Here is a 22,907-nt window from a genome sequence, read left to right as displayed (position 1 = left end):
AGTTTTGTCTGCACATAAGGAGTGAAACTATGAATTGGGAAGAATATAAAAAGCAGATAGAAGAAAAAGGAGATGTCCCTGAAGAGTGGTATATTCTCGGGATCGACTTAGGCACTACAAATTCTGTTATCAGTTATTGGGACAATACCAATAAAAAGCCGGAACCAATAGACATCAGCAATGGATTTGGAAAGATTCCTCTGCCTTCTGTCGTTCAGTACAGGGGAGATGAAGGTGGAGAAGAAGAATGGGTTATAGGAGAAGAAGCCTACAGATCCATGAAAATATATCCGGAAACAACCATCCGCTCCATTAAAAGAAAAATGGGAACCAATGAAAAGATTAAAATAGCAGACAAGGAATATCTGCCGGAAGAAATCTCAGCAATGATTTTGAAGGCATTGGTTAATCACTGCCAAAGCATGAATCCAAATGCAGAGATTGCCGGCTGTGTGGTTTCTGTTCCTTATGATTTTGACGATGCAGCGAAAAAAGCTACTATGAAAGCCTGTGAACTGGCAGGCTTGAAGGATAAATTAATTTGTCTGATTGAAGAACCAAAAGCAGCGGCTTTGGCATATAATTTCCGCCATCAGCTTTCTAAAGATGAAAAAATCATGGTATTTGATTTTGGTGGAGGAACTTTAGATATTACTTTATTCCATGTGGTGGAAAAAGATGATTACCATATCAAGCTCCAAGTGATCAGCGAAGGCGGAGAAGCTTATCATGGTGGAGACAATATTGACGAAATCATTTTAGAACAATGTTATAAATATATTGAGGAAAAAACCGGACAAAAGAGAGAGGAAATGACAGTAGAAAATCAGGCGGAACTGGTTATGCGTGCCAGAGAAACGAAAGAAAGACTCTCAGGAGTAAAGAGTTTCAGAATTCCTTTTACTTTCTGTATACCTCCTTTTGTTGAGCAGATTACGAGGGATGAGTTTGAAAACCTTATTCATGATTTTATAGAAAAGACAAGAAAATTAGTCCTGAAGGCATTACGGGAAGCTTATATCGGAGCCCTTCTTCCAGACGATATCGACAGAGTGCTTCTTGAAGGTGGTTCATCCAGTATGCCTTGGGTTAAAGATATGCTCATTGGAATCTTTAATGATGAAAATAAGATTTATACTTCTGAACGTCCGGCACTGGACATCTCCCTTGGCGCAACCTATTACGCTGCTATGAAAATGGGCTTACTTACGCATCCTGATTTACAGGCTGAAAAAGTTGATGTGGAATTTGAAGTGACAGTTCCCCATGATATTGGCTTGGAAGTAGACCATGGCAGCAGGAAATCTTTCTTTACAATGATCAAAAGAGGGACGCCATATTCCCTGGCGAAAAAAAGTCATATCTTTACCTTGACCGGGAAAACGCCGGAAGATATGACAACCCTGGAGCTTAAAATATTAGAGAGAATTGATAAAGAAGATACCATAGAAAACTGTAAATTAATCGGCGAAGTACAAATACAAGGATTGCCCGAGCGTCCTTCCGGCAAAACCAAGCTTCAGGTGACGCTGTCTGTTGAAGAAGAAGGAGGCCTTGTAAAAGGCGTAGTAGAAGATTTAGGCTTTGGCGATCTTTATGCTCCCAGTGGCTTTAAACAGAGCTTTGACCCAAGCCGGTTTAAAAAGACAGTATTGGAGGGATAACAAATGAGTTATTTAGGAATAGACTTGGGAACGACTAACTCAGTGGCAGTGATTTACAAAGATAAAACCGATGAAATGGAAGTTGTAAAGATTGACGGCGTAGACGAAATCCTGCCTTCCGTAGTTCACTATGGAGAAGATGGGGTGATCGTTGGCAGCGAAGCAAAGTCAGGGGCGATCATATACCCTGAAACCACTGTGATTTCTGTTAAGAGATTCATGGGACAGACGGAAAAAATCAAAGTAGGGGATATGGAAAAATCTCCGGAAGAAATCAGCAGTGAGATCCTGAAAAAATTAAAAAGAGCTGCAGAAAGCCAAAGTGGAGAAACTTTCGATGAAGTGGTGATCACCCATCCGGCATATTTTAACGACAGACAAATTTTCGCAACGAAGAAAGCCGGAGAACTAGCTGGATTTAAAAATGTGCATCTTTTATCAGAACCATTGGCTGCGGCTATTGAATACGGTTACAGACAAGGCTATGCCCAAACACTTCTGGTATACGACTTAGGAGGCGGAACCTTTGATGCCTGCGTGTTAAAGGTATCCCAGGATGAAGACGGACAGGAAATCTTCCAGGAACTATCCGATGTAGGGGATATGAATCTTGGGGGAGACGACTTTGACAGCGAATTGATTAGATTAATGAAGGAACATTTTTTCAAAGAAACGGGGATTGATTTAGATAGTCTGGAAACTGCAGAAAGAAAAAGAGTCCTTCAAAAATTAAAACAGGAAGCCGAACAGGCCAAGAAAAAGCTTTCAGGTACCAATAAAGTAGCCATAAGAATCCATCCGCTGCTTATTCATGAGGGTGTTCCTAAGAATTTAGTGATGGAATTGACCAGAGAACAGTTTGAAGCATTGATTAGAAAATATATAGACAGAAGCCGTGAGATTATAGAAGAAGCCTTAAAACGCGCAGGAAAAGAGCCAGATGAAATTTCAAAGGTGATTTTAGTAGGGGGTTCAACCCTGATCCCTATGGTAAAACGCATGGTGGCAGGATATATTAAAGAACCTTATCGTGCCACAGACCCTGCGAAAAGTGTGGCAATGGGAGCGGCGATTTATAACTATTTGATTCATCTTCCCAACAGCAATGTAAAAGTAGGACAAATTACAAGACAGATTTTTGGTACGGAAGCAGTGGTTAACTTAAGTACGATGGAGAAAAGACTGATCCCTATTATACCTATGGGAAGTCCGATCCCAGTAAAGATTTCAGATAACAATTTTGCCAGCATGTCCGGCGCATCTTCCGTACAGGTAGATGTTTATCAGTGGGAACAAGGCCATGAAGAAGAAAAGAAGTATATAGGCAGTGTTATGTTGTCAGGTCTTAGCGGAACGACACAGCTTGAAATCACTTATGCCATAGATGAGAATAACTTATTTGAAGTTTTTGTAAAGGATTTGTCCACAGGAAAGACAGAAAGAGCAGAATTTGACAGAGACAAAGTCATGCCGCCGCCAAAGAAAGAAGAAAAGAAATCCGCAGAAAATATGAATATTGTATTTATCATCGACACCACAGGAAGTATGGATACCTATATTAATGGTGTAAAAGACAGAGCCATAGAATTCTCAAATATATTAAGAAGTAAGGGAATAGGCTTCCAGCTGGGACTTATCGGTTTTGGAGATTTAAGAGAAAAAGAAAAACCCAGTGTCTATAATTTTACAAACGATGTGGAAAAATTCCAAAAGCAAGTTAAGAATATTCCCAGAACCTATGGTGGAGATATCCCTGAATCATCTCTGGAAGCAATCGAAACAGGAATTGAACTTCTAAAAACCTCCAGAGTGGATAAAGCAGGAGGCAAAAACATCTTTATCCTTATTACGGATGCACCGCCCCATGTGCCTACAGAAGGAGGAAAATATGTTCCTGAAATTGCGGCGATGCTTAGGGAAAACAATATTACAACTTATGTGGTAGCAAGAAAAGATAAAGCCAGCATTGAAAGTTATGACCCATTAACACGACCAGATGGAAAATATTATGACTTACAAGAAAAGTTTACGGATATATTGGACAATATTGCAATGAGTATTGCCGAATTGGTTCGACTATAAGAAGGTGAACATCTATGTCCTCATTGATCTTAAGTGTCTCTCCTGAAAAAGTGGAGAGACCCTACTATTTTTATATGACCAAAATCAAAGTATACTCCTTGGAAGAGCTGTATTACCACTGCTATCATTATTGGAAGCAATCCATTGATGATTTTCTTATGGGAAAGCTTGAAGATTGGATCAAAAATGAATTAGGTCTTGATTCTGTAAGCGGACAAATTGCCAAAATTAAAGATGAATATCCTGCTATTACAGACCAATATATTAAGTTTCTTGGACTCATAGATTATTTTTATGAATCGGAATTAGATCTTTTAAGAAAAGAAATTTTTAAGTGGGAAAACAAAGCAGAATGGGAAAAATGCAAAGAAAAAGCAGATTATTTCATGGGGCAGAATAAGCCGGAAGAGGCTATTAAGTGGTATAAGAAAGCCATTGTGTTTGAAGAGAACGGGAAGCTCTATAATAACATGGGAGTTGCCTGTATGCATATGGGATGGTATGAAGATGCCACCTATTTCCTTAGTAAAGCCAATGCAATGGAACCTGACAATGTTTCCATTCTCTTAAACCTTACAGAAGTATATATGCTTAAAGATAATTATGAGCAAAGTGCAAAATACTTAAGTCAAGCAGCAAAATTAGAAAATTCCCAAAAGATCTGGTATTATTATGGAGAATTGTATAGAAATCAAGGAAATGAGAAAGAAGCGATAGAATTTTATAAAAGAGCCATAGAAAAAGGAGATTCGTTTGACAGTTTCCTTCGTTTAGCGAGCATTTATATCAAAAGACGAGAATTTGAAACTGCCGAGGACTATCTGGAACAAATCAAAAGCAACTTTAGAAATGAAGTCTATTGGTTTCAGTATGCCAAGCTCTATGAAGCATGGAATAAGGATGATTTAGCCATAGACTGTGTCCAAAAGAGCATTGAAAAGAATAATAAATATATCCCATCTTGGGTTGCTTTGGCAAGGCTCTATCGAAAGAAACGCAAACTGGATGAAGCGATTTCTGCAATAGATGAAGCAATTAAAATCAATGAAGAAGACGAAGAAGCAAAACTTGAAAGAGCAAGAATCCTAAAGGAAAAAGGAAAAAAAGAAGAATATCAGTTCTCTATTAAAGAACTTATTAAAAAATGGGTGCACAGATATCGCCAAAATTCTGTTTAAGAAAAATTTTCTTCTATCGATTGTAAAACCTTGTTTTTAGTTTTCATTCTAAATTTATAAAATCGGGGTATGCTAAAAATGAGGTGATCATATGAGTCAAATGAATAAAGAAGATTTAAGAAAAAAACTAAACGATATTCAGTATAAGGTAACACAGGAAAACGGCACAGAACCTCCTTTTCAAAATGAATATTATGATAAGTTTGAAGAAGGTATTTATGTGGATGTCATCACTGGAACTCCTCTTTTCTCCTCCAAAGATAAATTTGATGCAGGATGTGGCTGGCCATCCTTTACACAGCCCATAGACAGTACCAAAATAAAGCAAAGACAAGATTTCAGCCACAACATGATCAGAACAGAAGTAAGAAGCAAGGATTCCGAGGCCCATCTGGGACATGTATTTAACGATGGCCCATTAGACCGCGGAGGACTAAGATACTGCATCAATTCTGCTGCTCTGAGATTTATTCCAAAGGATAAGATGGAAGAAGAGGGGTATGGAGAGTATCTGGACAGAGTATAATTTATCAAAAATGAAATAAGAAGATTTAAAAATAACCGTTGTGATATGAATTAAAAATCTAATATCACAACGGTTATTTTTGTTACAACATCAAAATTAACCATTAAATTGATTTTTTGGGAACAAAATCACTTATTTAAGTCTCTATATACTGAAGACAAAAAATAGGGGGAATGTATCAATGAAAAAAATATTTTCAGCACTACTTTTAATATTTTTAGCAGCAATATTAACACCTCAGCACCTTTATGCTCAGGAAAATAAGGCTAATCTTCTTGGAGAAAGATCTCTGACAGAAGGTTATACCATAAGTCGGAACAGTACCAATATAATTATTAATCGTGTTACATCTGATTTGCTGCAATTAACTTCTGCTTCTTTAATGGATCTGGGGGATCAAAGGTTAAGAGTTTATGGGGAGGCCTATACTTTTGATATTGTGGATGAAATCAGGATAGAATTAAGGCTTCAAAGATGGACAGGGTCTTCTTGGGATACCATAAAAACATGGAAAACCACTCAATACGATGATGATTCGGCAGATTTAAGCATTGTATATTATGGTGCTAATAAGGGTGATAAATATAGGGTAATAGGTTACTACACTGTATATGATAATGGCAAAAAAGAAACTGATCAGAGAACTACAGAATATATAGTAGTAAAATAACCAGCCCTGAAAATATGAGGATTTCATTCATTAAGAATTGTTTTATATAAAATATGGCAGAATCCACGATGAACTACATTTTATAAAAAATCAAAAAATCTTTCTTTTTGCTTAGCTTGGAATAGAGGAGGAAGTCCATTTTGAAAATCAAATCGAAAATAGTGATTACTTCAACGATTATTTTATGTATTCTTTTAGGCGGGATTTATTATTTTAATGTCAAAATGAATAGTTTATCAACCTATGCTATTGATGAGTATACAAATCTTATTCAAAATATTGACAATAATTTTACTTTCTCTAATTACGAAGAACTTATGAATAATCGATCTCACATGCTGGCATTGCCACTATATTGTGAAGACATCAGCCCAGAAAATGGTTTCATAGGTCGCCAAAAACTATTTGTGTTTAAAAGCAGAACATCAGGTACAGTAATCATGCTGCAAATAACTTATACCGGATCAGATGTGGATGTATGGAGCTCCAGTTTTAGTTATTCTCCAGATCTATTTAATGCTTCAGATAGTGTATATGGTAATTTTTACAATGAAAAGATTCCGGAAGTCCAACTCGCAAGTAACTCTTTTAACTATAAAGGGTGCTCTTTCAATCTTTTATGCTTGTCAGATGACAGTGAAAAAGACCTGGCCGCTTCCGAACTTATGGCTTTTTCGAATGAGCTTATAAAGTTTATAACTAAGTAATTTATAAACTATTAAGGAAGGAATGATCAAGAATGAGGAAAAGTTTATTAGCATGTCTGCTTATAGTTACTATGCTTTTATGCAGCACAAATATTTTTGCTGCAACTCCAGAAAGTTTAAGAATACCAGAAAGTCATTCTATAAATGGTATACTTCCTGATGGAGCTAGTATTTATAAAGCTGACCCCCATTCTTCCATTATACGTCCCCAAATTTTATTAGGTTATGAGTATGTTCCAGGATATGAGAAAATAGCGAATAAATCAATTAATTATACTTATGGATATATTTATGGCACAAGTGTCCAATTTACTAAAGGTGCTTCGCCAACCTACACATTGACTGTTACTAAAAAGACAACTAAATCTACCACATGGAATATATCAGGTAATTTAGAAGGATCTTTTGACATTAAAGCTGTTAAATCTAAGATCCAAGTGGCCGGAGGATATGCAAGCAGTGAAACTGCTGAAATAACAAAAGGTGAAACATGGAACTGTGGATTTACTGAAACGGGATTATATGATTTAACATGGTATATGAGAGGACATAAATACGATGCATTTTGTGGAGCAAAAATAAGATCAACTGGTGCAGACGATGGAAAATTCACTACCTACTATTTGGGGACAGTAACATTTCCAACAGATGAAATACATTTTGATGTAACTAAGGTTAAATAAACATGATCCTTCTTTCAGCTTATTAAAAAATGTCGATTAAAAACAAAGCTTTTAGTCAGGATAAATGATTTTACAAAAATGAATAACCTTCAGAGTAGGCAGTGAAAATAATAGAACTACATTACACAGCCAAAGATCTGTATTTTATAAATATGTATAATTTTGATCCAAGGTTACATTTGATAAGCATTGAATATTATTTCAAATGTATGAGCACCCAAAGAGTTACTATGAAGCCTGGCATATGTTTTTATGTGCTGGGCTTTTAAACGATCATTTTAAGGGGATGATGCAGCGATACCATTATTCTTTAGTTGCTATTATGTTTCTTGCCAGGGAAGAGATTGCTTTGTCAAAACATAAAGTTTATTACTGAGTTGATTTGATTGAAAATGCAATTTTTAGTGCTTCTTCTTTGTTATTTCCTCGTAAAGTATACTCGATATCATATATGTTCCACAGGATTAATATTTGATTATTTTTATATTCAATTACGGTGTACTCAAATCCATTATGATTCACTGTTTCAACTTTTGCGGATTCCTGATTTACACCTATATTTTTTGAATATTCTTCTTTAATAGGTGTTTCCACTAACTCAAAAGCGGAATGGTCGATATTACTATAGATGATCTTAGCAGACAAGGTTTCATTACCTAGCTGCTCTAATTCTACTTCTTTAAACTCAAAGCCTGAGGGTAAGTAAGTAGGGAATGCCAATTGAAAGGAGCATTGCTCTTCTGCTGTATTCATATCTAAACTTACTGTTGAAGGCACTTCATCATGTATAGAAATTCGGGATTTTTCTCTGCTATTTCTTATTGAATCTATATTGATCTCAATTTTTCCACCAGTCATTTTTGAAATGATCTTTAAAAGACTTATGTATGAAGCATTTATTTCCTTTGACTTCCAATGTGAAAAGAGTGATAGTGTTATTAAGGCGATTATTAAACTGCTGACTTTTTTATAGTTATATTTCTTAATTTTATTTTTATTTGGACTATTCAGGCCTTTCTCAATACGGTCCCAAATCTGTTGTCCGTCAGGTATTTCGATCTCATTTATTTCTTCAGAAATGACCTCCTCAATAAGTTTATCCAATGGATCCTTTGACACTATAATCACCCACTTTTCCTAGATCTTCGATTATGTTTTCTTTTAATTTTAACTTTGCTCTGGAGATTCTTGATTTAACAGTACCAATACTAATATCAAGGAGATCCGCAATTTCTTGATAACTTAATTGCTCAAAATAAAAAAGATATAGGACTTCTTTATATTGAGGATTTAAATGATGTATTTGTTCCCGAATATACTCTTTTAGTTCATCTTGTGCTAAGTGATCCTCTAATGGTATATGGTCTAATACCTCTAAAGCAAAAGGAATTACTTTTTCGGTTTCATCCATTAATAGTTCACGCTTCTTATTTTGAAATTTTCTTTTAGCGAGATTAATTGCAATAGTACATATCCATTGCTTAAATTTATCTTTATCCTTTAATGTCTCAATATTCTTAAAGGCTATGATAAATGCCTCCTGAACTATTTCCTCTGCATCGAATGGATCTCTTGAAATATAATAAGCAGCCCTATAAACATCTTTATAATAAGTATTGAATAATATGTGATAAAATTCTTTATCATTTGATTTTTTGCAGGAAAATAATTTCATATGATTATCACACCTTTATTTAAGGAATAAAAAACCAAATAAGTTATATATCTATAATTATATCAATATAAATAATATTTTCAAATATTTTGAACACGATATGGAAATTCAGATATCCATTTGCATTTATGGAAGCTATCCACAACAAGATTTTGCTAAAAAAATCCCGCCAGTTTAACTGGTGGGATTTATATTTGTCCGATAAACAACTGTACTGCAAATGAAACCACAACAACCAACAGAGAAATAATGAATCCGTGTACCATTGGTTTAAATCCGGATTTCGCCAATTTACTAAAGTTTGTCCTAAGACCTATTGCCCCCAAAGACATAACCATCATAAATTTACTTAATGAAGAAATGGAACGACTAACATCCTGAGGGATCAATCCTAAACTCTTAATTCCGACAACGACAAGAAACATAAGAATGAACCAGGGGAAAATTTTCTTGAGGTTTATTTTTTTATCAGAATAATTTGTCGTATTTACATCATCAAGGAGACTTTTTATATTGCTTTTTATTGTTAGTCTTTCATTGATATAGGAAAAGATCAAAACGGTAGGAATGATGGACAAAGTTCTGGTCAGTTTGACAATGGTAGCAAATTGCCCAGCGGCATCAGAAAAAGCATAGCCTGCTGCAACTACCGAAGAGGTATCATTCACCGCAGTTCCTGTCCATAATCCATAGCCCAGGTCGCTCATGTTAAAATGACGTCCCATAATGGGAAAAAGTATAACCATTAATATATCGAAGATGAATGTTGCAGATATAGCATAGGCAATATCACTGTCATCTGCATCAATAACCGGAGCAATAGCGGCAATGGCAGATCCTCCGCATATGCCGGTACCGGCAGAAATAAGTCCTGACAGTTTCCAACTCATCCCGAAGTATTTTCCAATCCAATATCCTCCCCCAAAGGCAGTCAAAAGGGTAAAGACCATAACGAATAAAGAAAACTTTCCTACTTCTACAACCTGTGAAAAGCTAAGAGAGGTTCCCATCAGTATGATAGCCAGGCGAAGCACTTTTTTGGCTGTAAAACTTAAACCTTTTTCAAAAATTGCATGCTTTGAAAGGAGAGGATTAAGCAGCATTCCCATTAAAAGTGCAAAAACCCCTGCACTTATGAGTTGATAGGGAATTAAGCCACTTATAAAGGTGGACAATACAGTTAATACGATTGTAAGCAAAATTCCTCCAGCATAGCTTTTGATAAATGTCATATCATCAACTCCTTTATTATTGGTCGAGTTGATTTTAACATGGCTTTATCATAAAATCTAATTATGATTTGTTATAGATTTATAAAATATTTTTATAGAAGGTGGAACATTTGCTTGATATAAGAGTCGATACATTTTTATCTGTTTGTAAGAATAAGAGCTATACTAAGGCAGCAGAGGCGTTAAATATAACACAGCCAGCAGTGACTCAGCATATTCAATTTTTAGAAAGACATTATGGGTGTAAGTTTTTTGAATACGTTAACAGAGGGTTGAAACTTACCGAGGAAGGTGAGTTATTTTATAAGCATATTCTTCAGGCAAAAGGAAGCGATCAATTCATCATTCGGAAACTAGAAGAAATAGGACAGGAAAAAAAGACATTGTCCTTTGCAGCAACTATGACCATAGGTGAATTTACATTAGCACCGGTGCTCAGTGATTTTGTAAAAACATTTAGTGACTATGATATAACCATGTACGTAGATAATACTAAAACTGTTTTAAAGATGCTTATGGAAGGGAAAATCTTATTTGCAATAGTAGAGGGATTATTTAATAAAGCCGAATATGAAACCCAATTGTATAAAATGTCAAATTTCATATTGGTTGCTTCAGCAGAGGACCCCATTGCATCAAAAGAAGGAATTTACTTAGATGATCTTAAAGACCAAACGATTATAATCCGGGAAAAAGGTTCTGGGTCAAGAGAAGTACTGGAAAGAGGATTATTTGACAGGAATTATACATTAGACAGTTTTAAAAAGATTATTGAAATAGGCAATGTAAACGTGGCAAAAGCATTAATAAAAAGTAGAGTAGGCCTTGGATTTATGTATGAAGATGCGGTAAAAGAAGAAATTAAAAAAGGAGAACTGATGGAAGTAAAGCTAAAAGATTTTGTACTAAGAAGAGAGTTTAATTTTGTCTGTATGAAGAATGAAATCATAAAAGATGAAGTGAAAAAATTCTGGGACTATTTTAGTAAAAAAGAATTCGGCGCATAACAGATTTGCACCAATTAGATTATTCAAGATAGGGTGATCTTCCAAAACGATTATGCTCTATCAAAGCAGTAAGTTTAAATTTTAAATCAATCTCTTGGATCATTTTTTGCTTAAGAAAGTGAATTTTTTTACTTGAAATGCATCTATTTTTCTTGAGGAAAAATCAAAGTTGTTATTTTCACGCTATCCTTTTTTGAATATCCATATATTACATTATTTATTACAATTATGTAATTAGAGATAAGCTTTTACAGATATTTTAGATCTGTCATTTTTAATAAAACTGTTATATGATATATTCTAAAGTAGCTTATAACAGGAGGGATAAAGTGAAAAAACACTATAGGATATTTTTATTGATTATAAGTTTTATATTTCAATTTTCATATTCATACGGGGCAGCAAATTCTGTCTGGAAAGAGACGAAACAAGTTTCCATTTCAACCGGGAATAAAACAGCTCACCTGGTATATGTGAATTTAAACGATCCTAAAATCCAAATCGATGTGCTTCCGGCTAAAGGTAAAGTGGGACAAGTTGATGATCTTAAGAATATTGCCAATCAGGCGAACACATCTGAAAAAGAAGCAGTAGCTGCCATCAACGGTACATTTTTTAATTCCTATGATGATTTGCAACCAAACGGAAACATCATAGAGAATGGTAAGCTGCTTCATGTAGGCAGCAATGGAACCACTATAGGTTTTACGAAAGATAACAAGGTTTTAATGGACCCTGTTAAAATAAAAGTCACAGGAACCATTAACGGAAGTTCTAATTGGGACAAAACATGGTACGCATGGAATATCAACCACAATGATACAAGAGCCGAAGCAACAGTCATATTTACGCCAGAATACGGCAAATATACCCCTGAACATAATAAACTTTCTGTGGTCGTTGAGAATGGTGTCGTAGCAGAAATCAAAAACGGAAAGGCACGAATCCCTGTCAATGGCTATACCATTGTTGTGGGAACCAAAGGACTTTTGGATCGTTTCCATGTGGGAGATTCCGTAGAATATCACATAGAATTTAACCATTTGAATTCCGGCAATCCATTAACAGGCTGGGGAAATGTTGATTCTGCTGTAGGGGCCGGTCCTATGCTTGTGAAGGATGGAAAAATTGTAGCCAATCCAAAGAATGAAGGCTTTACCAGTGAAAAGATACTTACCAACAAAGGACAAAGAAGCTTTATAGGCGTAAATGAAAATAATGTTATGATTATGGGCACTGTATCCAGTGCCAATATCAACGAACTAGCAGAAATTGCAAAGAAACTCGGTTTAAAAGATGCCATGAACTTAGACGGCGGAGCATCTTCAGGATTGTATTACAATGGAGAGTACATTACAAAAACAGGTAGACAAATAAGCAATGCACTGGTCGTATCAAAAATGAAACAGGATGCAATTAAAGTAACTATTAACGAAAATCCATTAAATATGAATGTATCCCCTGTCATGAAAGACGGAACAGTATTGGTACCCTTAAGAGCCATCTTTGAAGCGCTGAATATCGATTTAAAATATGATGCTTCAACCAAGACCATTTACGGAGAAAAAGAAGGTACAAAAATCATACTTCCCCTGGGGAAAGATGCTACAGTGAATGGACAAGTAGTAAAACTCGCCACTCCAGCCCAAACAATCAACGGCAATACAATGGTTCCTGTAAAATTCATCGCCCAAAGCACAGGCGCAGATGTGAAATGGGATGGGGCAAGCAAGACGGTAGTGATTATAATCAATCGAATTTAAAAGCTATATTAAAATAATGCTGACAAGTTGTCTCCTCATGGGTGGAAACTATGAGAGTGACAACTTTTTGTTGCACAGGGAAAATATAATTGATAAAATAATTCCATCATTACTTTTGTTATTTTAGAGGACCTGGTCTCAATATTGATGAAAAGAGATAAAATCATCTTAGGTCAAAATGAGATTTCTTCTATATTATCCATTTCCATGGAAGAATTTAAAGTGAGAGATTAAAAAACACTATTATTAAAGGATGGAATGGAAAGTTTAAAATAACGGGAGATAAGAAATTAATGAACATTGCATATAATTACGGTTTGGGTAATAAAAATTCTCAAGAATTCGGAATGCCTGAAGAAGAATAGAGAGCATTTCATCTGTCGTCGACCTCTAATAGTGTAAAAATCCCAGAACATCGACGACAAAAGAAAAAGAAAGAAAAGCGTGAAAAAGCAATAATCTATTAGAATTTAGGTTAACATAAAACAAATAAAAACTTATGAAGAAAAATAAAGAAATATTGATTTTATGCTATTTTTATGAGTTTTTATAGTACCTATAAGGAATTGAAACTCACAAGGAAAACCGGTAATTGTTAGTATGGGAAGAGGGTTTTTATAGTACCTATAAGGAATTGAAACATTTTTCTGGAATCTTTGTATGATCTATATCTAATTTGTTTTTATAGTACCTATAAGGAATTGAAACTATCTACGTCAATTGTTCTATATATAAGCAAAAAAAGTTTTTATAGTACCTATAAGGAATTGAAACTATATCCAAGGGCATCATGTCTGTAGTATGGTTGCGTGTTTTTATAGTACCTATAAGGAATTGAAACTAATAATGAAGTAACCTGGAATTTTGAAAAGTTCAAAGTTTTTATAGTACCTATAAGGAATTGAAACCGCATTCTTCATGAGCCATACTGTCATCTCCTATCTGGTTTTTATAGTACCTATAAGGAATTGAAACATGCATACCCCATAGTCCATCCTATTTGGATATGGAGTTTTTATAGTACCTATAAGGAATTGAAACACATTATCCGGGTTGATTTTTTCCATGATTTCTTTATACAGTTTTTATAGTACCTATAAGGAATTGAAACAATATTGTTCAGCAGTTACTGTCATAAAAATGTTCTCTGTTTTTATAGTACCTATAAGGAATCGAAGTTTTATGATTAAGAAGTGGTTAAGGGATTTCAGGTTTCTAGATCAAGTTTGATGTATATATAAAAAGGTAACCAAAAAAACTCAATAAAGAGATGTCTATGATACACAAAAGAGGATTTACTGCAGAATTTAAGCAAGACATTGATGAACTTACTATTAAGAAAATAAAAAACTGAAAGTGCAAAGGATATATATCCACGGAAATTCTATTAGCAAATAGTATCAAAATTAAAAGGAGAATGTTATGTAGATTGCAGTTAGCAGAAAATCAGTAAATTAGCAGAAAAGGCTAAGAAGCTAGGCTAAAAGATGCTACAGTGAATGGATAAACAGTGAACCTCATAACACCAGCCCAAGTAATTAATGGCAATACAAATGATCACCGTAAAATTCATCGCCCAAAGTACTGGAGCAGATGTAAAATGGGGCAGTAGAAGCAGAATGGTAGTGATTACGACCAAATTAATCTAGAGGTGATATTAAAAGAATATGACAAGTTGTCTCCTCATGTATGGAAACTATGAGGGTGATAACTTTTTATTGCACAGGGGAAATATAATTGGTAAAATAATTCTGAAAAAGACAATCGAATAAGATAGAAAAATATAATAAAATAATAGGAAAGAAGATATACATATGCGGATTATAGTTACCTTTAGAGGAAAACAGCCAATAGACTTACCATTAGCATATAGTCAAACAGTCCAGGGATTTATATACAATAGTATCAGTGATGAAGCGCTTAAAGATTTTATGCATAATAAAGGATTTTATAATAATAAAAGAGTGTTTAAATTTTTTTCTTTCTCCAGACTTGAGGGGGATTATATATTAAATAAGCAAAGAAAAAGAATTACTTTTATATCTGATGTTACGCTTAAGATCACATCATTATTTTCACCATTTATAGAAGACTTGGCCTCAACATTGATGAAAAAAGATAAAATCATTTTAGGTAAAAATGAAATTGCTATTTTATCCATTTCCATGGAAGAACCTAAAGTGAAAGAGCAAATGATTGTTCGAACCATTTCGCCTATTGTATTGTATAGCACTTTACAAAATGAATATAAAAAATATACATATTATTATCATCCGGGAGAAAAGGAATTTCCCAAGCTGATACGAGACAATTTGCTAAGAAAGTATAATACCTTTCACTCGGGATCTCACGATCTGGAGTTTGAAATTAAACCTTTGGAATATGAGAAAAATAGACCTGTCATTACTACGTATAAGAATACCATTATTAAAGGATGGAACGGAAAGTTTGAGATTGAGGGAGACAAGAAATTAGTGAATATTGCATATAATTACGGTTTGGGTAGTAAAAATTCTCAAGGATTCGGAATGATTGAAGAAGAAGAGCATTTCATTTGTCGTCGACCTTTAATAGTGTAAAAATCCCAGTACATCGACGACAAAAGAAAAAGCAGGAAAAATTTGAAAATGCAATAATCTATTAAAAATTAGGTTAACATAAGGCAAATAAAATTTTTTTAGAAAAATAAAGAAGTATTGATTTTATGCTGTTTTTGTAGGTTTTTATAGTACCTATAAGGAATTGAAACTACATCAAATTCTCCTCCTTTTTGTTCGGCGAATCTAAGTTTTTATAGTACCTATAAGGAATTGAAACTATCATATATTTTTATATTGTCAATACTAATTTAAAGTTTTTATAGTACCTATAAGGAATTGAAACTTTCTCTTCAGTTACTAGACTATCAATATATGCAACGTTTTTATAGTACCTATAAGGAATTGAAACAAGAAAGAAATCGTAAATTATAGAAACCTCTATTTTTGTTTTTATAGTACCTATAAGGAATTGAAACTCAAGAATTAGCTGTTTGGGTTTTCTGTTTACAAGAGTTTTTATAGTACCTATAAGGAATTGAAACATGATTACATATACTTTACTCATAATGAATCCTCCTTTGTTTTTATAGTACCTATAAGGAATTGAAACTACGTTATCAGTCTTTCGGGGCGTCGCCGCCAGGGTCGTTTTTATAGTACCTATAAGGAATTGAAACCTTAGAAGATCCTGAATTAGTCATGAAAGATGGGGAAGTTTTTATAGTACCTATAAGGAATTGAAACGAATATATCTATGTCAATAAAAGATTTTCAAGTTGGAGTTTTTATAGTACCTATAAGGAATTGAAACCACTTATCAAAAAAAGGATTGCCTTGCTTGTGGGAATCGTTTTTATAGTACCTATAAGGAATTGAAACAGTTTTGCAATCCAATAATCTGTAACAGCATGATTATCAGTTTTTATAGTACCTATAAGGAATTGAAACACATTAGGCTGTTTTTTACCTTTTAGCCTGGAATAGTTTTTATAGTACCTATAAGGAATTGAAACTCGCCATACTTAATTATAAATTTGTCGTTAGCAAAAGTTTTTATAGTACCTATAAGGAATTGAAACCTTTTTCACAGAGGAAGGATGGTGAAAAAATATATTCGTTTTTATAGTACCTATAAGGAATTTGAGCATGAAATGAGAGATGTATAGATACTTTGTGTAAAAAGAAATCAAATTTTGAATGATTGAGATATGATAACGCATCTTGAAAAAGATCTTGCTATTTTGCAAGATCTTTTTTTGTATCAATAATCTAATATGTAAAATAATATGAAAAATTCAAATAATATGTTGAATTTGCTCGGTCATTGTAATATAATCATATTATGGGATAAATTTCTAAATAATCACAAAGAAAGGAGGTTGCTTGATGCTAGAAGCGATAAAGGATATTGGAAGTTTAAAAATTAAACAGGGAGACAAAGATATTTTAGAAATATTATTACAAGATCCAAATGCAAACGGTAGTTATAATAAAGTTGCTGCAATTATATTGGAAGAATCCCAAGGCATTTTCAACTTTGTAGATGTTGAATTAGAAGATTATAATTCAGATAAGATTTTTTCATATTTATTTAGAAGAGGAAATTCAAGAGAATCAAATTATTCATTAACTGCAATATTAACAGAGCCGTCCAAAACTATGAGAACAAAGTTTTTAGGCTGGTTTTCAGCTTTATGGAAAATAAAGAACCTTCCTTTAAAAGATGAAGAAATTATATATTTAAAACAGATTCAAAAGACATTAGAAAATGAAGAAAGTACTATTATATCACGAATTTCCAATATAAAATCTCAAATGGGAAAAGAAGGATTCATCATAACGTTAAAAATCAGAACTGAAGAAAAAGATTGTTATATTGGAGAAATTAGTTTGTTTAGATTTCTTCTAAAATATCTTGTTGATAAAAAAGATGCAAAAGTATTTTCTACAGATAAAATGTGTTCTTTATGTGGAGAAATCAAAGACACAGTTATTGGCAATTTAGGTACATATAAATTTTATACTTTAGATAAGCCAGGTTTTATTACTGGAGGATTCAATGAGAAAAATGCTTGGAAAAACTTCCCTGTATGTTTGGAATGCAAATTAGAGATAGAAGAAGGAAGAAAATATGTTCAAAGCAATCTTTTATTTAGTTTTTGTGGATTAAGTTATTTTTTAATTCCGAAGTTTTTATGGGGAAAAGAAGATACCCTTAATGAAGTGCTAGATATTCTTGTAAATACTACTAAAAGGATTTCTTTAAAAGAAAAGATTGTAAATAGCAGTATAGATGATGAAGAAGAAATTCTAGATGTTTTAAAAGAGGTTAATGATAATGTAGCTTTATATTTTCTATTTATTGATAATAGAAATAAACTTAGTGCGGCTGAAAAAATCCAGTTACTTATAGAAGATGTTTTTCCATCACATCTAAGAACTATATTTAATGCAAAAAGGTGGGTAGATGAGAAGTTTGAAACTCCTTTTCATTTTAGTACAATACGAAAATTTTTTAAAAGGTCAGATCCCAAAAGTAAAAATGATGATTTAGATAAGTATTTTTTAGAAATCATTAATAAAATCTTCAAATTCAAAAGGATTGAAATTGAATTTTTAGAAAAATTTTTAATGAAAGGCATTAGAATTGCCTGGATTAAGGATTTATATTTTCATTCATCGGTACAAGATGCCATGAAAGTACTTTTGTTTATGGAACATCTTGATCTTATTGACATGGAGGTGAAAGAAATGGAACTCAACAAATTTGATGTTATTTTTGAAAGATATGGGAATCAATTTCGTACTCCCTTGAAAAGAGGACTGCTTTTATTGGGTACTCTGACAGAACTTCTTCTTAGGAAACAGTATAGTGAGCGTTCTGCAAAACCGTTTATGAAACAGTTAAAGAATTTAAAAATGACGGAGAAAGATTTTAAAGGATTATTACCAAAAGTTCAAAATAAGCTGGAAGAATACGACAGTTATGATACAGGAAAAAGGAGGATTGCAAAAGCAGCGGCAGATTACTTGTTGCAATCAGAGGATATATGGAATTTATCACTGGAGGAGATGAATTTTTATTTTTGTGCAGGGATGAATTTAGCAGATGAAATTTGCAGTATTGTATATGATAAAGAAGAAAAACCAAATGGAACGGGGGAATAAAAATGGCCGTTATAAAAAATAGATCAGAATTACTTTTTTTATATGATGTAACGGATGCAAATCCAAATGGGGATCCTTTAGACGAGAATAAACCTAGAATAGATGAAGAAACAGGTATTAATATTGTAACCGATGTAAGATTTAAACGAAATATAAGAGATTATCTTCATGATTATAAAAACGAAGAAATTTTTATAGTTGGTATAAGAGATGAAAAAGGAAACCGTGAAACAAAGGAAAATAGATTATCTGTCTATAAAGATAATCAAGAATTAATTAGTCGGTGTATTGATGTAAGACTTTTTGGTGCAACTACGGCTGTAAAAGGAAAAACTATGACACTTACAGGGCCGGTACAGTTTAAATTCGGAAGATCCTTACATAAAGTTGATATGATGTATATTAAAGGAACAACGGTTATGCCTTCTAAGCAAGATAAAACGCAGGGGACATTTACAGAAAAATATGTCCTTCCATATTCTTTAATTGGATTTTACGGAATTATAAATGAAAATATAGCAGCAAGCCAGGGAATAGATTTAACTGAAGAAGATATCGAACTTCTTCTAGAAGGCATGTGGAATGGAACTAAAAATATTATGTCTAATTCCAAAATGGGACATGTACCAAGATTATTGCTTCAAGTTATTTATAAAGAGAAGAATTATCAAATAGGGGAACTGGATAAGAGAATTCGTTGGGTAAGCGAGAAACAGGATCAAGCTGTTCGGGATATTGCTGATGGGGAAATAAATATTACCGATTTAGTAAATAGTTTAAAAAAACATCAGGATAAGATACAGTGCATTCGATATAAAGTGGATGATCGAGTAAAATTAGTGGTTGGTGAAGATACTTGCTCCATTGAAAGTGCGCTAGAGGACTTGCCTTTAGAAGAACTTGCATTCTAAGAGGGGATAATTATGAAGGTACTGATTTTTGATATCTATGGAGACTATGGCCATTTTAAAAAATATTATACTACCTCGTCTCCGCTTACCCTTTCTTTTCCACCTCCGCCAACCATCAAAGGTATGCTCGGTGCAATTTGTGGAAAAGGAAAAGATGAGTATTTAGAAGTTTTTTCTTCTGAACAATGCAAAGTTGGAATTCGGATTTTAAAGCCGATTAAGAAAGTAAGAATGGGATTAAATCATATTAATACCAAAGACGGATTCTGGATTCCTGTTAATAAGAAAAATCATCAGGCGCATACTCAAATTTGTACTGAATTTTTAAAAGATCCTGTTTATCGCATTTATTTTTCCCATCAAGATGATGAATTATTTGAGAAACTCACAGAAATGATTAAAGAACATAAGACGGTGTTTACTTTATCTTTGGGACTTAGTGAGCTTTTAGCCGATTTTAAATATGTGGGTCAACGGGACTTTACTAAGATAGAAAACGAAGAAAGTGAAATACATAGTATAGTTCCTATAGAATGTATTAAAGATCAAGGATTAATTTTTGCTGATGCAAGAAAATACTTCAAAGAAAAAATCCCAGTAGATATGATAAAAGGACGGATCGTAAGCAAGTATCAGGATATACTTTTTGAATCTGAAGGTAAATCAATCCATGCGGATATGAAATATTTTTGGGAGGGTCAAAATGGAGAAAGAGTTGTCTTCTTCTAATTTATATTCACATCCCGGAAAAGCTTTAGAGGAGCATCTTATCAGAACAACAGAAATAATCTTAGAACAGATGGAAGATGTGAAAATCAAAAATATTGGCAAATGGGATTATGAAGTGTTAAGAAAATTAAGCATCACAAGTTCTTTACTCCATGATTTTGGAAAGTCAACTGAATTTTTTCAGGAATATTTAACTGCCGCAGAATCTAAACAGAAGCAATTAAAATCAAAACCCCAAACCCATCATAGTTTATTGTCTGCAGCAGTTAATTTTCTTTTTATTAAAGCAGAAATTGAACAAGATACTACTCTCAGCGATGAGGATAAAAATTTCTTAAGTTTTATTGCGTTTTTGATTGTTAGAAGGCATCATGGGGATTTAGGCAATATCGTTCAAGAAGCAGTTATAGGAGAAGACGAGATAAAAGTATTAGTTGAGCAAGCAGCATTCATAGATAGCCATAAGTTAGAAAAATTGCAAGCAAATCTTCAAAAAGTTAATCCGAGAATTCAAATCACTAAAGAAAAAATAATTAATGAAGTCAAAAATATTACCGGCAGTCTTAGAAAAATTAAAAAACAGCTTAGAAAACTTGGAGATCAAAAAAGAGTAGAAAACTATATTGCAGTAAATTATCTGTTTTCTCTTTTAATTGATGCAGATAAGACCGAAGCTGCTGTTGGGAAATATATTAACAGACCGGCATTACAGTGGAATGAGAAATTGGTAGATTACTATAAATCTTTATTGCCTATCAAACCAAGTAAGTTAAATGATACAAGGCAAGAAGCCTATGATGAAATCATGGAAAAATCTATTCATTTATCTCAAAGAATATATTCTATCAATTTACCAACAGGCCTTGGGAAGACATTTTGTTCTGTTGCTTTTGCACTAAAATTAAGAGAAAAGATTCAAAACGAGTGTAATATTACTCCAAGAATCATATACTGCTTGCCATTTTTAAGCGTTATTGACCAAAATGCCAGCATTATAGAAGACATATTAAAGAAGAATGGAGTAGATGCCAGTCAGGATATTCTTTTAAAGCATCATCATCTGTCCGAATGTTATTTTCGCTCTGGAGAAAGTGAGTTTGAGTCCAATGAAGCCAGAATACTTATTGAAGGCTGGAACTCAGAAATTATCGTTACTACATTTGTCCAGTTTTTTCATACGCTTATTTCTAATTCAAATAAGATGATCAGGAAATTTCATAGATTATCCAATAGTATTATTTTATTAGATGAAATTCAATCTGTTCCTTTTAAATATTGGCTACTTATAAAAGAGTTGCTTAATGTATTGGCACATCAGTTAAATTCCTATATTGTTTTTATTACCGCTACTCAGCCTATGATTTTCCCACCTCATGAAGTTGCTTCTTTAGTGAATAGGGAAAAGTATTTTGAGCTGATGAATCGAATAGTTATAAAACCTATGATTGAAAAAGAAATCACACTTCAAGAGCTCATATCACAATTTACCCCTGAGAAAAATAAAAGCTATTTATTTATATTCAATACGATCCCATGTGCTAAAAATTTTTTTGAACTCTTAAGCCAAAGAGAAGATGTAAAGGAAGAAATAGTATTTTTATCTACTCATGTAACACCTTGCGAAAGATTACAGCGAATTAAGAAAATGAAAGAAGGAAAAGTAAGATTTGCTGTAACGACACAATTAGTTGAAGCAGGAGTAGATATAGATTTTGATGTGGTATACAGGGACCTGGCACCTATGGATTGCATTAACCAATCGGCAGGACGTTGCAACAGAAATGCCAATACAACTGGAGAAGTTATAATCGTTTCCTTAAGAAAAGAAAATCAAAACAGAACTTTTGCCTCTATGGTCTATGACTATATGCTGTTAGATATTACAAAGAAGATTCTAGGTGGTAAAAATGTCATAGAGGAGAAAGAACTCTTAAATATTATTGAAGAATACTATAGCGAGGTAAATAGGAAACTATCAGAGGATCGAGCAAGAGAATTATTAGAAGCAATTTATAAGATGCGTTATGAAAGTACAGATGATAAGACAGGAATTTCAGATTTTAAACTGATTGAAAATGACTATTCTAAAATAGATGTTTTTATCGAAATAGATGATTATGCAGAAAGCCTTTGGAGCAGGTTTTGCGACATCCAAAAAATACAAGATAAAATAGAAAGGAAAAATGAGTTTGATAAAATTAAAGGAGAGTTTTATAAATATGTAATTTCTATACCTGCATATATAGATAACAAACCACAGAACATCAATGGAATAGGTTATGTAAACAGATACAGTTTAAAAGATTACTATGACCATACTACAGGATTTAAATGTGAGGCAGAGACATTAATTTGGTAATTAGGAGATGGCG

General features: G+C 33.3%; 19 protein-coding genes and 2 CRISPR repeat arrays. Of the genes, 16 read left to right on the top strand and 3 right to left on the bottom strand.

Features of this window, described 5'->3' with window-relative positions:
* Positions 1–29: 29 nt before the first annotated feature.
* From JOD07_RS08305 to JOD07_RS15665, 8 genes are all read left to right on the top strand, one after another.
* Positions 30–1,664 carry a DUF5716 family protein gene (locus JOD07_RS08305; RefSeq protein ID WP_158740740.1) on the top strand — a complete coding sequence of 545 codons (1,635 nt, stop codon included), beginning with the start codon at positions 30–32 and terminating at the stop codon, positions 1,662–1,664.
* A gap of 3 nt (positions 1,665–1,667) precedes the next feature.
* Complete coding sequence (locus JOD07_RS08300) at positions 1,668–3,746, top strand: Hsp70 family protein (protein ID WP_204613433.1); 2,079 nt, start codon at positions 1,668–1,670, stop codon at positions 3,744–3,746.
* Between the two features lie 74 nt (positions 3,747–3,820).
* The gene (locus tag JOD07_RS08295) at positions 3,821–4,924 is read left to right on the top strand and encodes a tetratricopeptide repeat protein (RefSeq protein WP_158740736.1); all 1,104 of its coding nucleotides are present in this window, start codon (positions 3,821–3,823) and stop codon (positions 4,922–4,924) included.
* 91 nt (positions 4,925–5,015) lie between these two features.
* The gene (gene msrB, locus JOD07_RS08290) at positions 5,016–5,450 is read left to right on the top strand and encodes a peptide-methionine (R)-S-oxide reductase MsrB (RefSeq protein ID WP_330576572.1); all 435 of its coding nucleotides are present in this window, start codon (positions 5,016–5,018) and stop codon (positions 5,448–5,450) included.
* 181 nt (positions 5,451–5,631) lie between these two features.
* Positions 5,632–6,120, top strand: a complete 489-nt coding sequence (locus JOD07_RS08285) for a DUF6147 family protein (RefSeq protein WP_204613431.1) — start codon at positions 5,632–5,634, stop codon at positions 6,118–6,120.
* Between the two features lie 140 nt (positions 6,121–6,260).
* Positions 6,261–6,827, top strand: a complete 567-nt coding sequence (locus JOD07_RS08280; protein ID WP_158740732.1) for a hypothetical protein — start codon at positions 6,261–6,263, stop codon at positions 6,825–6,827.
* Between the two features lie 32 nt (positions 6,828–6,859).
* Positions 6,860–7,510 (top strand): hypothetical protein, encoded by a 651-nt coding sequence (locus JOD07_RS08275; protein WP_204613429.1) that lies wholly within the window; start codon positions 6,860–6,862, stop codon positions 7,508–7,510.
* Between the two features lie 244 nt (positions 7,511–7,754).
* Positions 7,755–7,886 (top strand): hypothetical protein, encoded by a 132-nt coding sequence (locus JOD07_RS15665; protein WP_279380850.1) that lies wholly within the window; start codon positions 7,755–7,757, stop codon positions 7,884–7,886.
* Here JOD07_RS15665 and JOD07_RS15820 read toward each other — a convergent pair.
* From JOD07_RS15820 to JOD07_RS08260, 3 genes are all read right to left on the bottom strand, one after another.
* Positions 7,880–8,629: a DUF4367 domain-containing protein gene (locus tag JOD07_RS15820; protein ID WP_158740730.1), complete on the bottom strand. Its 750-nt coding sequence runs from the start codon at positions 8,627–8,629 to the stop codon at positions 7,880–7,882. The genes JOD07_RS15665 and JOD07_RS15820 overlap by 7 nt on opposite strands.
* On the bottom strand, positions 8,607–9,185 hold the full coding sequence (locus JOD07_RS08265) for an RNA polymerase sigma factor (protein ID WP_158740729.1): 579 nt from the start codon (positions 9,183–9,185) through the stop codon (positions 8,607–8,609). Before JOD07_RS08265 ends, JOD07_RS15820 begins: the two co-directional genes overlap by 23 nt.
* Positions 9,186–9,373: 188 nt before the next feature.
* Complete coding sequence (locus JOD07_RS08260) at positions 9,374–10,417, bottom strand: YeiH family protein (protein WP_204613427.1); 1,044 nt, start codon at positions 10,415–10,417, stop codon at positions 9,374–9,376.
* Between the two features lie 110 nt (positions 10,418–10,527).
* Between JOD07_RS08260 and JOD07_RS08255 the strand changes: the two genes are divergently transcribed.
* From JOD07_RS08255 to cas3, 8 genes are all read left to right on the top strand, one after another.
* The gene (locus JOD07_RS08255; RefSeq protein ID WP_204613425.1) at positions 10,528–11,424 is read left to right on the top strand and encodes a LysR family transcriptional regulator; all 897 of its coding nucleotides are present in this window, start codon (positions 10,528–10,530) and stop codon (positions 11,422–11,424) included.
* Positions 11,425–11,753: 329 nt separating this feature from the next.
* Positions 11,754–13,187, top strand: a complete 1,434-nt coding sequence (locus tag JOD07_RS08250) for a phosphodiester glycosidase family protein (RefSeq protein WP_204613423.1) — start codon at positions 11,754–11,756, stop codon at positions 13,185–13,187.
* Positions 13,188–13,429: 242 nt separating this feature from the next.
* On the top strand, positions 13,430–13,552 hold the full coding sequence (locus JOD07_RS15980; protein WP_204613535.1) for a CRISPR-associated endoribonuclease Cas6: 123 nt from the start codon (positions 13,430–13,432) through the stop codon (positions 13,550–13,552).
* Positions 13,553–13,730: 178 nt separating this feature from the next.
* Positions 13,731–14,366: direct repeats of the CRISPR family, unit length 30 nt; unit sequence GTTTTTATAGTACCTATAAGGAATTGAAAC.
* A 635-nt stretch (positions 14,367–15,001) separates the two neighbouring features.
* Positions 15,002–15,766: a CRISPR-associated endoribonuclease Cas6 gene (gene cas6, locus JOD07_RS08240; RefSeq protein WP_204613415.1), complete on the top strand. Its 765-nt coding sequence runs from the start codon at positions 15,002–15,004 to the stop codon at positions 15,764–15,766.
* 140 nt (positions 15,767–15,906) lie between these two features.
* Positions 15,907–16,873: a CRISPR direct-repeat array (repeat unit 30 nt; unit sequence GTTTTTATAGTACCTATAAGGAATTGAAAC).
* Between the two features lie 240 nt (positions 16,874–17,113).
* Positions 17,114–18,895, top strand: coding sequence for a TIGR02556 family CRISPR-associated protein (locus tag JOD07_RS08235; protein WP_204613413.1), 1,782 nt, complete (start codon positions 17,114–17,116; stop codon positions 18,893–18,895).
* A 2-nt stretch (positions 18,896–18,897) separates the two neighbouring features.
* Positions 18,898–19,806: a type I-B CRISPR-associated protein Cas7/Csh2 gene (cas7b, locus tag JOD07_RS08230; protein ID WP_204613411.1), complete on the top strand. Its 909-nt coding sequence runs from the start codon at positions 18,898–18,900 to the stop codon at positions 19,804–19,806.
* A gap of 12 nt (positions 19,807–19,818) precedes the next feature.
* Positions 19,819–20,535: a type I-B CRISPR-associated protein Cas5b gene (gene cas5b, locus JOD07_RS08225; RefSeq protein ID WP_204613409.1), complete on the top strand. Its 717-nt coding sequence runs from the start codon at positions 19,819–19,821 to the stop codon at positions 20,533–20,535.
* Positions 20,510–22,894 (top strand): CRISPR-associated helicase Cas3', encoded by a 2,385-nt coding sequence (cas3, locus tag JOD07_RS08220; protein WP_204613407.1) that lies wholly within the window; start codon positions 20,510–20,512, stop codon positions 22,892–22,894. The genes cas5b and cas3 overlap by 26 nt, the downstream gene beginning before the upstream one ends.
* Positions 22,895–22,907 lie beyond the last annotated feature (13 nt).

The sequence above is a fragment of the Defluviitalea raffinosedens genome, assembly GCF_016908775.1.
Classification (GTDB): domain Bacteria; phylum Bacillota; class Clostridia; order Lachnospirales; family Defluviitaleaceae; genus Defluviitalea; species Defluviitalea raffinosedens.
This window is presented reverse-complemented; position numbering and strand designations above follow the sequence as displayed.

What these genes read in the sequence shown, in the direction of transcription:
- msrB (WP_330576572.1), top strand. Translation starts at nt 5,016, where the DNA reads ATGAGTCAAATGAATAAAGAAGATTTAAGAAAAAAACTAAACGATATT.
- JOD07_RS08275 (WP_204613429.1), top strand. Translation starts at nt 6,860, where the DNA reads ATGAGGAAAAGTTTATTAGCATGTCTGCTTATAGTTACTATGCTTTTA.
- JOD07_RS15665 (WP_279380850.1), top strand. Translation starts at nt 7,755, where the DNA reads ATGTTTTTATGTGCTGGGCTTTTAAACGATCATTTTAAGGGGATGATG.
- cas6 (WP_204613415.1), top strand. Translation starts at nt 15,002, where the DNA reads ATGCGGATTATAGTTACCTTTAGAGGAAAACAGCCAATAGACTTACCA.
- JOD07_RS08285 (WP_204613431.1), top strand. Translation starts at nt 5,632, where the DNA reads ATGAAAAAAATATTTTCAGCACTACTTTTAATATTTTTAGCAGCAATA.
- JOD07_RS08265 (WP_158740729.1), bottom strand. Translation starts at nt 9,185, where the DNA reads ATGAAATTATTTTCCTGCAAAAAATCAAATGATAAAGAATTTTATCAC.
- JOD07_RS08305 (WP_158740740.1), top strand. Translation starts at nt 30, where the DNA reads ATGAATTGGGAAGAATATAAAAAGCAGATAGAAGAAAAAGGAGATGTC.
- cas5b (WP_204613409.1), top strand. Translation starts at nt 19,819, where the DNA reads ATGAAGGTACTGATTTTTGATATCTATGGAGACTATGGCCATTTTAAA.
- JOD07_RS08235 (WP_204613413.1), top strand. Translation starts at nt 17,114, where the DNA reads ATGCTAGAAGCGATAAAGGATATTGGAAGTTTAAAAATTAAACAGGGA.
- JOD07_RS08295 (WP_158740736.1), top strand. Translation starts at nt 3,821, where the DNA reads ATGACCAAAATCAAAGTATACTCCTTGGAAGAGCTGTATTACCACTGC.
- JOD07_RS08300 (WP_204613433.1), top strand. Translation starts at nt 1,668, where the DNA reads ATGAGTTATTTAGGAATAGACTTGGGAACGACTAACTCAGTGGCAGTG.
- cas3 (WP_204613407.1), top strand. Translation starts at nt 20,510, where the DNA reads ATGGAGAAAGAGTTGTCTTCTTCTAATTTATATTCACATCCCGGAAAA.
- cas7b (WP_204613411.1), top strand. Translation starts at nt 18,898, where the DNA reads ATGGCCGTTATAAAAAATAGATCAGAATTACTTTTTTTATATGATGTA.
- JOD07_RS08260 (WP_204613427.1), bottom strand. Translation starts at nt 10,417, where the DNA reads ATGACATTTATCAAAAGCTATGCTGGAGGAATTTTGCTTACAATCGTA.